Below are 12,917 nucleotides of genomic sequence, written 5' to 3' on the forward strand. Positions count from 1 at the left end.
GGACTCTCGCCGGGCTGCTGAAAAGGACGTTCGCCCTGAGGGCTCCTGTCCTTCCTATGCTCAAGGCCGGTAGGCGGAGTCCCCCTCCATCGGGGGACCCCAGCGCCGACGACAGGGAGCGCGCTACCGGCGCTCGCTGTCCAGGTGCTTCATCTGGGCCGGGTCGTAGCGGTCACCGGAGATCTTCACCATCGACTCGAGCGCCGCGAGGTCTTCCTTCGACAGCGGCCGCTCCAGGGCACCGAGCACGTCCTCGAGCTGCGCGCGGGTCTTCGCTCCCACCACGGGAACGAACGCGGGCTGCCGCGCCAGCACCCAGGCGAGCGCCACCTGCCCCGGCGTCATGCGACGCTCATGCGCGAAGCGCTGGAGGGCCTTCACCGAGTCCTCGTTCTTCGCCCCGTTCTCGCCAGCGAAGCGAGGCTGATGGGCGCGCCAGTCTCCCGCTTCCGTCGGCTTGCTGCCCGTGAGCAGTCCTCGCGAGAAGACCCCGTAGAGCGTCGCGCTGATGCCGAGTTCGGCGAGCACGGGGAAGATCTGCGCCTCGGGGCCCCGGGTGGCGATGGCGTACTCGATCTGCAAGTCGACGATGGGGTGGACCTTGTGGGCCCGGCGGATTGTCTCGACACCGACCTCCGACAGCCCGATGTGGCGCACGTAGCCCGCCTTCACCAGGTCCGCGATCGTCCCGATGGTGTCCTCGATCGGAACGGAGGGATCCAGCCGAGCGGGTCGATAGATGTCGATGACCTCCACCCCCAGCCGCTTCAGGCTGTAGGCGATGAAGTTCTTCACCGCGACGGGGCGCGTGTCGTTACCGTTGAAGCTCCCATCCGGCCCGCGGAGCGCGCCGAACTTCACCGAGAGCTGGACCTTGTCCCGGCGCCCCTCGATGGCCCGCCCCACGAGCATCTCGTTGTGGCCCATGCCGTAGAAGTCCCCCGTGTCGATCAGCGTCACCCCTCGCTCGATCGCCGCCTGGATCGTCCGGACGCTCTCCGCGTCATCGGTCTTCCCGTACGTGCCCGACATCCCCATGCAGCCCAGTCCCAGCGGGAAGACCTCGGGACCCGTGGAGCCCAGCTTCACCGTGCGCTTCGTCTGCTTCGTCTCGTGCGTGCTCATCCGTGTGTCTCCTTCTGCGCCAAGACTAAGGATCGACACACTTAAATCAAATCAATAGGATGTATCCCAATCATGCACGGCATCTATGAGAAGGACCTGGACCTCAACCTGCTCCGCGTCTTCGTCGTGGTGGCGGAGGCAGGCAGCGTCACCGAGGCCGCCAGCCGCCTCTACCTCACCCAGCCCGCGGTGAGCGCGGCGCTCAGGCGCCTCGCGTCGACGGTCGGAGCGCCGCTCTTCGTCCGCGCGGGACGCGGACTCGCGCTCACGGCACGTGGCCAGCGCCTGTTCACCTCGGCCCGGCCGCTCCTCCAGGCCCTCGTCGAGGCCACCGTCTCCCCGGCGGCCTTCGACCCGAAGACGAGCGAGCGGACCGTGCGGATCGGCCTCTCGGACGCGAATGAGACCTGGCTCCTTCCGCCGCTGCTGCGCGCGCTCGACGAGGAGGCGCCACGCATGCGGCTCGTCGTGATTCCCGTGCAGTTCCGCACCATCGCCGAGGCCCTGGGTTCCTCGGCGGTGGACTTCGCGGTGACGGTGGCCGACGAGCTGTCGGCCGACACGCGGCGTCTGACATTGTTCTGGGGCGGGTTCGTCTGTCTCTACGATCCGCGGCACGCTCGCATCGGCAAGCGACTGACGCGGGAGAGCTACCTCGCGCACGAGCACGTCATCGTCTCATACAACGGAGACTTGCGAGGGATTGTCGAGGACGCGCTCGGCGTCCAGCGGCGGGTCCGGGTCTCGGTCCCGATGTTCCACAGCGTCGGGGCACTCGTGGAAGGCAGCGCCCTGCTCGCCACGTTGCCCGCCGTGGTCGCGCGGGAAATCACCTCGCTGCGTCCGAACCTCCGCACCACGCCCCTTCCCCTGGACCTGGGAGGCGCCCCGACGGAGCTGCTCTGGCGCAACACGGTCGACGACGACGACGCCATCCGCTTCATTCGGGACCTGGTGGTCCGCGTGGTGAAGACAGTGCACGGCCCCGAGGAAGCGCCCCGGTCGACGACGAGCGGCTGAGGAGGCAATCAAAGCGCGCGGGCGTGGGCCCACCGCACGGCCCACGCCCCCTCACCTCACGCCTTGACCTCGCCCTTGTTCTTCTCGTCGCGGCCGTGCACCGAGGCCGGCGGGCTCGTGGCCTCCACGGCGGTGAAGGTCTCCAGGATCTTGTACGTGTGGCTGGCCCCCTTCGGCACGAGCCACGAGTCCCCGGGGTTGAGCACCAACACCTGGCCCTCCAGGTGGAGCTCCGCGCGGCCCTTGATGACGTAGCCCACCGTCTCGTAGTCGCGCACGCTCACGGGCTTGGCCTCGGCCGGTTCCTCGTTCTCCCACAACCGCATCGCCACCCGGATGCCCTCCGCCAGGTACTTCTGCCCCATCTGCCCCGTCGGCGAGTGGTGGGAATCGACCTTCTTCACACTGGTGTCACCCATCTCGGCTCTCCCCTGTCGTTTGACTTCTTCCGGACAAGCTAAGGAAGCCAGGAGCGAAGCGAACCCCCCAAAACACCACGCCCGCTCCCCCCCCGAAGGGAGGAGCGGGCGTGTAGGTCACGGCTCGAGTGCGGTGCTTCAGCTCAGCGGGCGAACGTTCTGCGCCTGCAGGCCCTTGGGCCCACGCGTCACGTCGTACTCCACCTTCTGGCCCTCGGCCAGCGAGCGGAAGCCCTGCGCGTTGATGGCGGTGTGGTGGCAGAAAACGTCATCTCCCCCCGCATCCGGTGCGATGAAACCAAAGCCCTTCGCGTCGTTGAACCACTTCACGGTACCAGTTGCCATGGACTTCCCTGACTTTCTGCGCCTGCGCTACGGCAATCCACCACCCTCCACGTGAGGGCAGTACTGCGGATGAAACGGCTCGGAGCCATTCCCCATTCCTCCCCGGCCTTCACACTTCTTCATCGCTCGCCGGGTGAGCGCTTCACATCCGCCTCCTACCTTCCTGACTGACCGATGGCGCCGAGCCCCTGCCGGGCCGGTCGCTCACGGAAGGAGCAGCAACATGTTCGGATACATCTTTGGCGCGGTCTGCCTCGCGGGTGCCCTCTTCACCGTGCGCCGCGCCCGGCGCTACGCCTCCTGGCGCGGCGGCCCCGGCCGCTGGAGCCCCCGCGGCCAGTTGCGCCACGTCTTCGAGCGGCTCGACACCTCCCCCGGTCAGGAGAAGATCCTCGTCCAGGCCGCCGAGGACGTGAGCCAGGCCGCCGAGAAGCTGCGCGGCCTCTGGGGCGACACCCGCTCCTCCTGGGCCCAAGCCCTGCGCGGAGAACACTTCGATGGGGCCGCCCTGCGGGAGCAGGACGCCAAGCAGGACGCGCTCGTCGACGAGCTGCGCAAGACGATCCACGCCTCGCTCGCGAAGGTCCACGAGGCGCTCGATCCGCGCCAGCGGCTCGAGCTGGCGGACCTCGTCGAGCGCGGCTGGGGCTCCTCCCACCACCGCCACCCCCGCGCCCACGCCTTCCGGGCCGACCGCTGCGGTTGGCGCGGCGCCTGGGCGGGGTGAAGCCTTGGTAGAGTCCGCCCCGCCCATGTCCACCCGCGTCCTCCTCATCGACGATGACACCCGGATGTATGAATTGCTCGAGCAGTACCTCGGGCAGCAAGGCATCAAGGTGACCCATGCCCCCGATGGAGGACGCGGCCTGGCCGCCCTGGACTCCCAGGCCTTCGACGCCGTGCTGCTGGACGTGATGATGCCGGGCATGGACGGGCTCGAGGTGTGCCGGCGCATCCGCTCGCGCAGCACCGTGCCCATCCTCATGCTCACCGCGCGCGGCGACGAGACGGATCGCGTCGTGGGCCTGGAGCTCGGCGCGGACGACTACCTCGCCAAGCCCTTCAGCCCCCGCGAGCTGCTCGCGCGCCTGCGCGCCGTGCTGCGCCGCGCCCAACCCTCCGCCATGGCCGAGAAGCTCGAGGCCCACGGTGTCTCGCTCGACGTCCCCGCTCGCGAGGCCCGCGTCAATGGCCGGCGCGTGGAGCTCACCGGGCTCGAGTTCGATCTGCTCGTGGCGCTCGTGCGGCGCGCCGGCCGCGTCATCCCCCGCGACGCGTTGCTCGGCGAGGCGGGCCGCAGCGACACCCTCGTGGGCGAGCGCACCGTGGACGTGCACATCTCCCACCTGCGCCAGAAGCTGGGCGAGGACGGCGCGAAGCTCATCAAGACCGTCCGGGGCGTGGGCTACCTCTTCGCCCGGGAGGGCCCGTGAGACGGCGCGGGCACGGGCACGGACCCTGGGACTCGCCCGGCGGATGGCCTCCCCGCCCGATGACCCGGCTCGGCTCCTATGTCCGGGCCCGGCTGCGCCGGCGGCTCTTCCTCTGGTTCGGCATCTCCATCCTCGTCACCGCCGTGGTGGTGGGCTCGGTGATGAACCTGGTGGGGGGCAACTCCTGGCGCCAGGAGCTCGAGCGCGTGCGCACCTTCGCCATCCACCGGCTCGCCGACGTCTGGGACGAGCCCGAGCGGCGAGATGCCCTCGTGCGCGAGGTGTCCACGGATCTGCTGCTCGACATCGAGCTGCTCGACGTCTCGGGCAGGAGCCTGGTGCGCGCCGGAGAGCCGTGTCTCGGGTCCGCCAACGTCATCCTCCCCGTGGAGCACGGAGGCGTGCGGCTCGGCACCGCCCACGTCTGCTCGGGGCGCACCCGGAGCCGCGCTCCCTGGCGCGGCACCCTGTTCTGGGCCGTGAGCGGACTCACGATGTGGATGGCCTCGGGCTGGGTGGCCCGGCGGCTGGCCCGGCCCCTGGACATGCTCGCGCGCGCCGTGCAGGAGCTGGGCGAGGGCCGGCTGGAGACGCGGGTGGACCTGGGCCGCCACGCCACCGGGGAGATGCAGCTCTTGGCCTCGGCCTTCAACGAGATGGCCGCGCGGATCGAGCGGCAGATGGCGGACCAGCGCGAGCTGCTGGCCACCGTGTCCCACGAGCTGCGCACGCCGCTCGCGCACCTGCGCGTGCTCGTGGAGCTGATGCGCGACGCCGGTGGACCCGAGCGCACCGCGGATCAGATGGAGCGGGAGATCGTGGAGCTGGATGCCCTGGTGGGCGAGCTGCTCGCCAGCTCGCGCCTGGACTTCGGCCAGCTCAACCCCCACGCACTGGAGGGGAAGGATCTGGCGCAGCGGGCCCTGGAGCGCACGGGCCTGTCCGCCGAACTGCTCTCGGTGGAGGTGCCCGACACGAAGCTGGTGGGCGACGCCACGCTGTTGGGGCGCGCGCTGACCAACCTGCTCGACAACGCGCGCGGACACGGCCAGGGAGTGGAGGCGCTGCGGTTGGTGGAGCGCGAGGGGCGGCTCGCCTTCTGCGTGGAGGACCGGGGGCCGGGACTGCCACCGGGAGAGGAGGCGCGCGTCTTCGAGCCCTTCTACCGGGGCAGCGCGGGAGGCGAGCGGCGCGAGGCGGGCTCGCTGGGCCTGGGGCTCGCGCTGGTGCGGCGCATCGCCCGGGCGCACGGCGGAGAGGCCTTCGCGGAGAACCGGCCCGAGGGCGGCGCGCGCGTGGGTTTCACCCTGGAGCGCGGCGGCCGCCCGGCGGCGGGGTGAGCTACTTCACCGAGCCCGACGCGCTGCCCTTGGCGTCCTCGGTGGAGAACTCGAAGGCGAGCGCCGTGGTCTCCCCCTCCTTCACCGTCACCTCGGCCGTCTTGGTGCCGAGCACCTCGTGCCAGGCCTCGAGCGTGTAGGTGCCCGCGGGCAGGTGCTCGATGGAGTAGGCCCCGTCCGCGTTGGAGGTGGCGAAGTACGGGTTGGGATTCACCACCACCCAGGACACCATCCACGGGTGGATGTCGCACTTGAGGCGGACCACCTCGGCGTCGGCCGGCAACGTGCGTTGCACGGGCTTGCCGTTGGGCGGCTGGGCCACGTTGAAGATGGACTTGGTGCCCGAGAGGGCCCGCGCGTTGTGCAGCGTGCCGTCACTGTTCTTGATGAGGATGGGCTGCCCCGAGGCGACGCCCTGCACCCGGGGGGTGTAGCTGCACTGCTTCTGGTCCACGACGGCGGACCGCGTCCGGGGCGAGCGCGGCATCAACCCGCGCACGCGCACGAGCACGTTCTCCAGCTTGCCCGCCTTCACCAGGAGGGACTGGTCCACCAACGGCATGCCCTCGCAGGACGGATCCTGGCTGGGGGTGACGGGCGCGGGCGCGGGCGGTGTGCCCTTGAAGGTGATCGTGCCTTGGAGGGTGCCGCCGCCCGTCAGGGGCTCGGGCTCGGGCGACTCCTCGGCGGGGGACCCCTCCGCCGCCGCGTCCTGGGTCCGCGAGGATGGCTCCGCTGCAACAGGCGCGGGAGGGCTTTCCTGCTTGCAGGCGGACAGGGCCGTGAGTCCCACCGTGCCCAGCAGCGCGAGCCCCAGCGTACGCAACTTCATGTCATCTCTCCTCATGGCGCCCACTTCCGCCGGGCCGCGCGGTGGACCCGTGAAGGGCGCCACCTGTCGTAAGAAGAGCGGACCGGGAAGTCAACGCGAGAACGGGTTTACGGGTCATTCCCGGCGGCTGATGCTGAACGCGGCCAGTCCCGTGAAGACGGCGGCGAAGACGAACAGCACGGGCAGCTCGAGCCCGGCGCCGGACGACGGGGAGCCCAGGGCGAGCGAGGCCTCGGCGCCGTAGAGCGCGCGCCGCAGTCCCTCGACGGCGAAGCGCAGGGGGTTGAGGCGCATCACCCACGCCAGCAGGGGGCTGGCGCCCTTGAGCGGGAAGAGGGCGCCGGAGAGCACCCACATGGGCAGGAGCACCACGCTCATGACGGCGTGGTAGCCGGCGGTGGAGCGCACCCACCACGCGAGCGCGATGCCCATGCAGGTGAGGGCCAGGGCGGACAGCCCCATCACCGAGAGCAGCAGGGGCACGTTCACCGTGGCGGCCGACACACCGGCCAGCGGCGCGAAGAGCAGGAAGAGCGAGGCCTGCGACAGCGCGATGGCCGAGGAGCCCAGCGCCTTGCCCAACACCACCGACAGACGCGAGCCGGGTCCCGCCAGCACGGACTGGAGGAAGCCCTCGCGCCGGTCCTCGATGACGGAGATGGTGGCGAAGATGGCGCTGAAGAGCAGCACCATGGCGACCACGCCCGGGAAGGAGAAGCGCTGGTAGTCCAGGCCCTGGGCCCCCGCCACGCGGAAGGAGCCGGAGAAGCCCGCGCCGATGACGAACCAGAAGAGGATGGGCTGGGCGAGCGCGCCCACCACGCGGCTGGGCTGACGGAAGAAGCGCACCACGTCGCGCGAGAGCAGCACGCGCACCGTGGCCCACTGGAGCGCGAGCGCGCCCGGCGCACGCGGAGCCCGCGCGGGGGCGGCCGGCTCCTCCTGCTCGAGCCGGGGCTCGGGGGACAGCGAGGTGTCGGAGAGGGAGGAGGCGTGAGCGTTCATCGGCGGCTTTTCCTCGTGGGGGGCTCGGCGGTGGGCTGATCCGCCCCCAGGGTGCGGCCCGTGAGTTGAAGGAAGACATCCGCGAGCGTGGGCCGGCGCAACGACACCGCGGCGAGCCGGCCCGCGGGAAAGGCCTCCACCAGGCGGGGCACCAGGGCATGGCCCCGCTCGGCCTCCACCTGCACGTGCCCCTCCACCACGCGCGCCTCCAGCCCCAGGCGCGCGCGCACCTCGGCCGCGAGCGCCTCGGGCTCGTGGCCCTCGAGGATGAGGAGGTCTCCCCCCACCCGCGCGGTCAGGGCCGCGGGCGTGTCCATGGCCACCAGCCGCCCGGCATCCAGGACCGCCAGGCGATCACACATCTGCGCCTCGTCGGCCCGGTGGGTGGTGAGCAGCACCGTGAGGCCCTCGGTGTCGCGCAGCGCGCGCAGGTGGGCCCAGAAGGAGCGGAAGGACGCCTCGTCGAGCCCCTGGGTGGGCTCGTCCATGAGGAGCACGCGGGGCTGGTGCACGAGCGCCCGCGCCAGCTCGAGCCGCCGCCGCATCCCTCCCGACCAGGTGCCCACGCGCTCGTCCCCGCGCGCCTCCAGGCCGATGAGCCGGAGCATCTCTTCCACGCGAGCGTGGGCGTGCGCACCCGTCAGCCCATACAACCGGGCGCCGAGCAGGAGGTTCTCCCGCGCGCTCATCAGGTCATCCAGGCTGCCGCGCTGGAAGATGATGCCCAGGCGCTGGCGCAGCGCGGGATCATGCAGCGACAGGGGCCGGCCCTCGAAGAGGACGCGGCCCGCGTCGGGGGCCAGCAGTCCGGCGAGCACCTGGAAGGTGGTGGACTTGCCCGCCCCATTGGGGCCGAGCAGGCCGACGATCTCCCCCGCGCGCACCGAGAGGCTCAAGCCATCGAGCGCCACGCGCGACTTGAAGCGCCGGGTGAGGCCGTCGAGTTGGAGCAGGGGCACGGACGAGAGCGCCGTGACCGGAGGGGCCAAAGGGGCCGGAGTCATCCTCGAATCAACCATGTCCCCCGCTGTCGAGCATCATCGCGGCGAAAAGGCCGGTCAGGTACAGCAGGCTGAACAGGAACGTCTGACGGGCCCAGGCCCTTCCCAGGCGCTGGAACAGCCCCGCGGCGCCCAGGCCGAGGAAGGACAGGCCCAGCAGCACCGCGGCGGCGAGGTACCACCCCCCGGCGATGCCGAGCTGGAAGGGCAAGAGGCTCATGGGCACCAGCGCCACGAGGTAGAGGACGATCTGCAAGCGGCTGGAGTCCTCGCCCCGCTCGATGGGGACGCACGTGAGCCCGGCCGCCGCGTACTCGTCCTGGCGGAACAGGGCGATGGCGATGAAGTGGGGGATCTGCCAGAGGAAGAGGATGGAGAAGAGGACGTAGCCGCCCGCGTCGATCTGCCCCGTGACGGCCGTCCAGCCCATGAGCGGGGGGAGCGCGCCGGGCACCGCGCCCACCAGCATGGCGATGGAGGAGTGGGCCTTGAGCGGCGTGTACACGAGCACGTAGCTGAGCAGCGCCACGAGGCCCAGCAGCGCGGTGAGCGGATTGGCCCCCAGCGCGAGCGCCGGCAGGCACACCGCGGCGAGCCCCACCCCGAAGGCGAGCGCGACATGGGGCTCCATGCGCCCGGAAGGCAGGGGGCGGTTGCTCGTGCGCGCCATGAAGCGGTCGCTGTGGCGCTCCCAGTAGCAGTTGAGCGCGTTGGCCGCGCCCACGGTGCCGGCGGTGGCCAGCAGCGTCACCAGCATGCGCGACACCGTCAGCTCTCCGGGGGCCAACCACATGCCGCCCGCGGCCGTGGCGAGCACCAGGCCCGACAGTCTCGGCTTGGTGAGGGACATCAAATCCGAGGCGAGGCTCGGCGAACTCACGGCACGCGCAATCACGCGGACTCCCCGAGGCGCGTCAGGCACGCAGGGCGGCTGGCGCGGCTGGAGGCGGAGCGGACTCCGCCCAAGATGAGATGAAAGGCCGCCCTCCCTTACACACAAGGAGGTGGCCACATCAAGCAAACGGGCGCGGGATTCATGCCATCCCCGCGCCCGCCCACATGTCTGGTGACTACTTTTTCTTGTCGGTGGGACGAGCCCGGCTCACAGCGCCTGGGCCTGCGCCACGTACTCGCCCTTGGGCTCGCGCTTGACGTACTCCTGCGCCAGCGCCTTGGCCTTGGGGGCCTGCTTCTTGTCCTTGGCGAGGAACGCCGCGTAGAAGTAGTAGGCCGGGGCGTAGTTCTCGTCCGCGTTGAGCGCCTTCTGGTACGTCTCGTCGGCCTTGGCGGTGTCGCCCTTGCCCTCGAAGACGCGCGCCAGCTCGAGCAGCGCGGTGGCCGCCTTGTCCGGCTGGCCGATGAACTCGGTGCTCGCCTTCTCCAGCGACTCCTGGGCCTTGGCCCACTCGGAGCGCTCGCGATAGATGGCGCCGATGGCCAGGCGGGCCTCGGGGTTCTTCGCGTTGGCGTCCTTCACCGAGCGCTCATACGTCTTGAGCGCGTCGTCCAGCTTGCCCTGGCGGCGGTAGGCGTTGCCCAGCATGGTGAGCAGCTTGGGGCTGTCGCCCATGGTCTTGAGCGCGGTGACGAGCGCCTCGGAGGCCTCCTTCTCGCCGCCCGGCTTGCCCATGAGGGCCTTGGCCAGTTCCACGTAGAGCTGGGCGCGCGTGCCGTCCATCTTGACGGCCTTGCGGATCTCCGCGGCGGCCTCGTCGTAGTGGTTCTCGGAGAGCAACCGGCGGCCCTTGATGAGGTAGAGCTCGGGGCTGTTGCGGTCGAGCGCGAAGCCGGTGTCCTCGGCCTTGGTCAGCTCCTGGCGCGCCTTCTCCTTGTCGGAGGGCACGCCCGTGGCCTCGGCGAGCTTGGCCTGCTCGTCGGGCTTGAGCTTCTCCATGGCGGTGGAGACGCGGGAGATGAGCAGCGCGCGCGCCACGTTGGCCGCCGCGAGCTGGCGCGGCGAGGGCGGAGGATCCACCTCCAGCAGCTTCTTGAGCATGACCGCGGCCAGGCCGAAGTTCGCCTCGTCCTGCTCGAGCATCAGCAGGGACTTGCCGAGCAGGGACTCGGGGTGGTCCTTCTCGTAGCGCAGGGCGAAGTCGTAGTTCTTCCAGGCGGTGCCGTCCTGGCCGAGCCGGCGGTACACCGCGCCGAGCGCGGCGTAGATGCGCGGGTCGTCCGGAGAGAGGCCCTGGGCCTTCTCCAGGTTGTCCTTGGCGCGCTCCAGGTCACCCGCGTTCATCTGGATGAGGCCGAGCGTCAGGTACAAGAGCGAGCTGCGCTTGCCCTGCTCGTCGAAGCTCTTCACCTGCTTCTCGAGCTCGACGAGCGCCTCCTTGCCCTTGCCGCCGTACGTCTTGACGAGGGCGGCGGCGGCGTAGAGGTGCGAGCTGACTTCCCCGCTCTTCTGGGCGGCCGCCAGGTGCTCCTCGGCCTTGCCGCGCGCGTCGTCTCCGCCGCCGTGCTCACCCCAGCGGATGGCGTAGGCGTACGCGAGATAGCCGTGGGCGGCCGTCGAGTCGGGAGCGACCTCGATCGCCTTGTCCGCCGCCTCGCACGCCTTCTTGTAGGAGGCGAAGGAGTCGTGCTTGAGCTCCTGGGTGGCGGCGTCGAGCTGCTTCTTGATCTCCCGGTTGCGCTGGGCGGCCATGCGGCCCTGGACGAAGTAGCCGCCCAGGAAGATGGGCACCGCGACGAGCAGACCAATGGTGATGAACTTGCTCGTGTTGGAGCCGCTCTTCTTGCGCGACTTGCGGGGCGCGTCGTCATCGTCGTCGACGTCATCGTCCTCGACGACCACGGCGGGACGACGAGCGGCCGCCGGACGCGCGGCCTGCGCGGCGGGGGCCTTGGCGCGAGGAGCCGGCTCGGCGGCCGGAGCGGGAGCGGCCGGGGCGGCGGCCACCGGAGCGGGCGTGGCGGCCGCAGCGGGGGCGGCCTGGACGGCCGGAGCCGCCACGGGAGCGGGCGTGGGCGCGGGGGCCGGGGCGGCGGCCACGGGCGCGGCGGCCACGGGCGGCTGCACCTTGTGCTGCTGCATCACCGCCAACGTGTCCGGATCCGTGGGATCCGCCTCGTAGGCCTTGAGCAGGTTGGCCTTGCCGGCGTCGGCTTCACCGGTCTTGATTTGCAGGGCGCCCGCCATGCGCAGCGTCGCCTTGTCGGAGGGATGCGCCTGCAGCGCGCCCAGCACCTCTTCGAGGGCTTTCTTGTCCTTGCCCTGGTCCTGGTAGACGCGGGCGAGGAGGAGGCGGGGATCGGCTCGATTGGGGTGTGCCTTCACCCCTTTCTTGCAGACGACCATCGCCTCCATGAAACGGCCAGAGGCGAGATACGCCTCGGCGAGGGGCTTGTAGGCTTCGGAAGAAGGGTCGGACGCGAAGGCATGCTCCAGCTTCGCGAGCTCGGCCGGGCTCAACGTCTTTGATGGGGATGTGGACATTAAAGGAGGTGCCTTGAGGGGGTTCTTATGACACCCCAAGTTGCCGTGCGTCAATCGCCCAAGAGGGTCCGAACATTCCCGGCTTGACACCCTGGTTGGGGTCCTGTACATGCCCGTTCGTCTTCTCGACGGCGGGAAACCGCAGCCGCCCAACGGTGTTGAGAAACAGGAGTGTCATGGGGGTGTAGCTCAGTTGGGAGAGCGTCGCGTTCGCAATGCGAAGGTCGTCGGTTCGATCCCGTCCACCTCCACCATGCAGTCCAAAGGGCTCCCCTGGAAACAGGGGAGCCCTTTTCTTTTGCGCCTCCAGTGAATTGAAAAGCGCGCCGGGTCTGTTATCCGGGGCCGATGACCGACCAGCCCACGCTCTCGTTCTTCGCCCGTCTGTGGCTCGCCCTGGTGTGCTTCTGGCGAATCTGGCTCGATCGCTCGTTCGCCCAGGCCGTGTTGCCCGTGCGCGAGGCCGACCGGGCCGGCAAGCTGCCGGCGGGCCCCCCCATGCCCGAGCCGACGCCCGCGAAGCCCACGCCACCCCCCCCGGCGCCGGCCGCCCCGCCCCCCGAGCGGGAGCACGCCTCGGCCCTCCAGTTCCTCGCCATGCTCCAGCGCGAGGGCCGCCTCGTCGACTTCCTCCAGGAGGACGTGGCCGCCTTCCCGGATGAGGACGTGGGCGCCGCCGCGCGCATCGTCCATGAGGGGTGCCGCAAGGTGCTGCGCCAGTACCTCGCCCTGGAGCCCGTGCTCTCCCAGAACGAGGGTGACACGGTGCAGGTGCCCGCCGGCTTCGACGCCCAGCGCATCCGCCTCACCGGCAACGTGGCCGGTCAGCCGCCCTACTCCGGCTCGCTCAAGCACAAGGGCTGGGTCATCACCTCCGTGACGTTCCCCTCCACCAGTCCGGCCTTGGATCCGCGGGTGCTCGCGCCCGCCGAAGTCGAGCTGTCCTGACCTTCCCGAA

The 12,917-nt window shown here is 70.5% G+C and carries 13 protein-coding genes and 1 tRNA gene; 6 read left to right on the forward strand and 8 right to left on the reverse strand.

What is annotated here, in order from left to right; translation table 11 throughout:
- Nucleotides 1-123: 123 nt before the first annotated feature.
- Complete coding sequence (locus D187_RS14150; protein WP_002621539.1) at nucleotides 124-1,125, reverse strand: aldo/keto reductase; 1,002 nt, start codon at nucleotides 1,123-1,125, stop codon at nucleotides 124-126.
- A gap of 72 nt (nucleotides 1,126-1,197) precedes the next feature.
- On the opposite strand from D187_RS14150, the gene D187_RS14155 reads away from it, so the two are divergent.
- A complete protein-coding gene (locus tag D187_RS14155) occupies nucleotides 1,198-2,145 on the forward strand; it encodes a LysR family transcriptional regulator (RefSeq protein WP_002621540.1) in 948 nt (315 codons plus the stop codon).
- 56 nt (nucleotides 2,146-2,201) lie between these two features.
- Here the strand turns inward: D187_RS14155 and D187_RS14160 are convergent, their stop codons facing one another.
- Together D187_RS14160 and D187_RS14165 are read right to left on the reverse strand one after the other, a co-directional pair.
- Nucleotides 2,202-2,564: a cupin domain-containing protein gene (locus D187_RS14160; RefSeq protein WP_002621541.1), complete on the reverse strand. Its 363-nt coding sequence runs from the start codon at nucleotides 2,562-2,564 to the stop codon at nucleotides 2,202-2,204.
- Between the two features lie 138 nt (nucleotides 2,565-2,702).
- On the reverse strand, nucleotides 2,703-2,909 hold the full coding sequence (locus D187_RS14165; RefSeq protein ID WP_002621542.1) for a cold-shock protein: 207 nt from the start codon (nucleotides 2,907-2,909) through the stop codon (nucleotides 2,703-2,705).
- A gap of 223 nt (nucleotides 2,910-3,132) precedes the next feature.
- Between D187_RS14165 and D187_RS14170 the strand changes: the two genes are divergently transcribed.
- From D187_RS14170 to D187_RS14180, 3 genes are read left to right on the forward strand one after another with little or no spacing between them, the layout of a single operon-like run.
- Nucleotides 3,133-3,636, forward strand: coding sequence for a periplasmic heavy metal sensor (locus D187_RS14170; protein ID WP_002621543.1), 504 nt, complete (start codon nucleotides 3,133-3,135; stop codon nucleotides 3,634-3,636).
- Between the two features lie 25 nt (nucleotides 3,637-3,661).
- A complete protein-coding gene (locus D187_RS14175; RefSeq protein WP_002621544.1) occupies nucleotides 3,662-4,342 on the forward strand; it encodes a response regulator transcription factor in 681 nt (226 codons plus the stop codon).
- 59 nt (nucleotides 4,343-4,401) lie between these two features.
- Nucleotides 4,402-5,682: a HAMP domain-containing sensor histidine kinase gene (locus D187_RS14180; protein WP_002621545.1), complete on the forward strand. Its 1,281-nt coding sequence runs from the start codon at nucleotides 4,402-4,404 to the stop codon at nucleotides 5,680-5,682.
- Nucleotide 5,683: 1 nt separating this feature from the next.
- Here D187_RS14180 and D187_RS14185 read toward each other — a convergent pair whose 3' ends face one another.
- The 5 genes from D187_RS14185 to D187_RS14205 all read right to left on the reverse strand — a co-directional run bounded on the left by D187_RS14185 (nucleotide 5,684) and on the right by D187_RS14205 (nucleotide 11,959).
- Nucleotides 5,684-6,514: a carboxypeptidase regulatory-like domain-containing protein gene (locus D187_RS14185; protein WP_002621546.1), complete on the reverse strand. Its 831-nt coding sequence runs from the start codon at nucleotides 6,512-6,514 to the stop codon at nucleotides 5,684-5,686.
- 114 nt (nucleotides 6,515-6,628) lie between these two features.
- The gene (locus tag D187_RS14190; RefSeq protein ID WP_002621547.1) at nucleotides 6,629-7,519 is read right to left on the reverse strand and encodes an ABC transporter permease; all 891 of its coding nucleotides are present in this window, start codon (nucleotides 7,517-7,519) and stop codon (nucleotides 6,629-6,631) included.
- On the reverse strand, nucleotides 7,516-8,523 hold the full coding sequence (locus D187_RS14195; protein WP_043429673.1) for an ABC transporter ATP-binding protein: 1,008 nt from the start codon (nucleotides 8,521-8,523) through the stop codon (nucleotides 7,516-7,518). The genes D187_RS14190 and D187_RS14195 overlap by 4 nt, the downstream gene beginning before the upstream one ends.
- Before the next feature lie 7 nt (nucleotides 8,524-8,530).
- Nucleotides 8,531-9,415, reverse strand: coding sequence for a heme o synthase (cyoE, locus tag D187_RS14200; protein ID WP_002621549.1), 885 nt, complete (start codon nucleotides 9,413-9,415; stop codon nucleotides 8,531-8,533).
- Nucleotides 9,416-9,622: 207 nt separating this feature from the next.
- Nucleotides 9,623-11,959, reverse strand: coding sequence for a tetratricopeptide repeat protein (locus D187_RS14205; RefSeq protein ID WP_002621550.1), 2,337 nt, complete (start codon nucleotides 11,957-11,959; stop codon nucleotides 9,623-9,625).
- 178 nt (nucleotides 11,960-12,137) lie between these two features.
- Between D187_RS14205 and D187_RS14210 the strand changes: the two genes are divergently transcribed.
- Both D187_RS14210 and D187_RS14215 read left to right on the forward strand, forming a co-directional pair.
- Nucleotides 12,138-12,213 (forward strand) — tRNA-Ala (locus D187_RS14210).
- A gap of 94 nt (nucleotides 12,214-12,307) precedes the next feature.
- Nucleotides 12,308-12,907 carry a DUF2760 domain-containing protein gene (locus D187_RS14215; protein ID WP_002621551.1) on the forward strand — a complete coding sequence of 200 codons (600 nt, stop codon included), beginning with the start codon at nucleotides 12,308-12,310 and terminating at the stop codon, nucleotides 12,905-12,907.
- The last annotated feature ends 10 nt before the right edge of the window (nucleotides 12,908-12,917 follow it).

The sequence above is a fragment of the Cystobacter fuscus DSM 2262 genome, assembly GCF_000335475.2.
Classification (GTDB): domain Bacteria; phylum Myxococcota; class Myxococcia; order Myxococcales; family Myxococcaceae; genus Cystobacter; species Cystobacter fuscus.

What these genes read in the sequence shown, in the direction of transcription:
- D187_RS14150 (WP_002621539.1), bottom strand. Translation starts at nt 1,125, where the DNA reads ATGAGCACGCACGAGACGAAGCAGACGAAGCGCACGGTGAAGCTGGGC.
- D187_RS14155 (WP_002621540.1), top strand. Translation starts at nt 1,198, where the DNA reads ATGCACGGCATCTATGAGAAGGACCTGGACCTCAACCTGCTCCGCGTC.
- D187_RS14160 (WP_002621541.1), bottom strand. Translation starts at nt 2,564, where the DNA reads ATGGGTGACACCAGTGTGAAGAAGGTCGATTCCCACCACTCGCCGACG.
- D187_RS14165 (WP_002621542.1), bottom strand. Translation starts at nt 2,909, where the DNA reads ATGGCAACTGGTACCGTGAAGTGGTTCAACGACGCGAAGGGCTTTGGT.
- D187_RS14170 (WP_002621543.1), top strand. Translation starts at nt 3,133, where the DNA reads ATGTTCGGATACATCTTTGGCGCGGTCTGCCTCGCGGGTGCCCTCTTC.
- D187_RS14175 (WP_002621544.1), top strand. Translation starts at nt 3,662, where the DNA reads ATGTCCACCCGCGTCCTCCTCATCGACGATGACACCCGGATGTATGAA.
- D187_RS14180 (WP_002621545.1), top strand. Translation starts at nt 4,402, where the DNA reads ATGACCCGGCTCGGCTCCTATGTCCGGGCCCGGCTGCGCCGGCGGCTC.
- D187_RS14185 (WP_002621546.1), bottom strand. Translation starts at nt 6,514, where the DNA reads ATGAAGTTGCGTACGCTGGGGCTCGCGCTGCTGGGCACGGTGGGACTC.
- D187_RS14190 (WP_002621547.1), bottom strand. Translation starts at nt 7,519, where the DNA reads ATGAACGCTCACGCCTCCTCCCTCTCCGACACCTCGCTGTCCCCCGAG.
- D187_RS14195 (WP_043429673.1), bottom strand. Translation starts at nt 8,523, where the DNA reads ATGACTCCGGCCCCTTTGGCCCCTCCGGTCACGGCGCTCTCGTCCGTG.
- D187_RS14205 (WP_002621550.1), bottom strand. Translation starts at nt 11,959, where the DNA reads ATGTCCACATCCCCATCAAAGACGTTGAGCCCGGCCGAGCTCGCGAAG.
- D187_RS14215 (WP_002621551.1), top strand. Translation starts at nt 12,308, where the DNA reads ATGACCGACCAGCCCACGCTCTCGTTCTTCGCCCGTCTGTGGCTCGCC.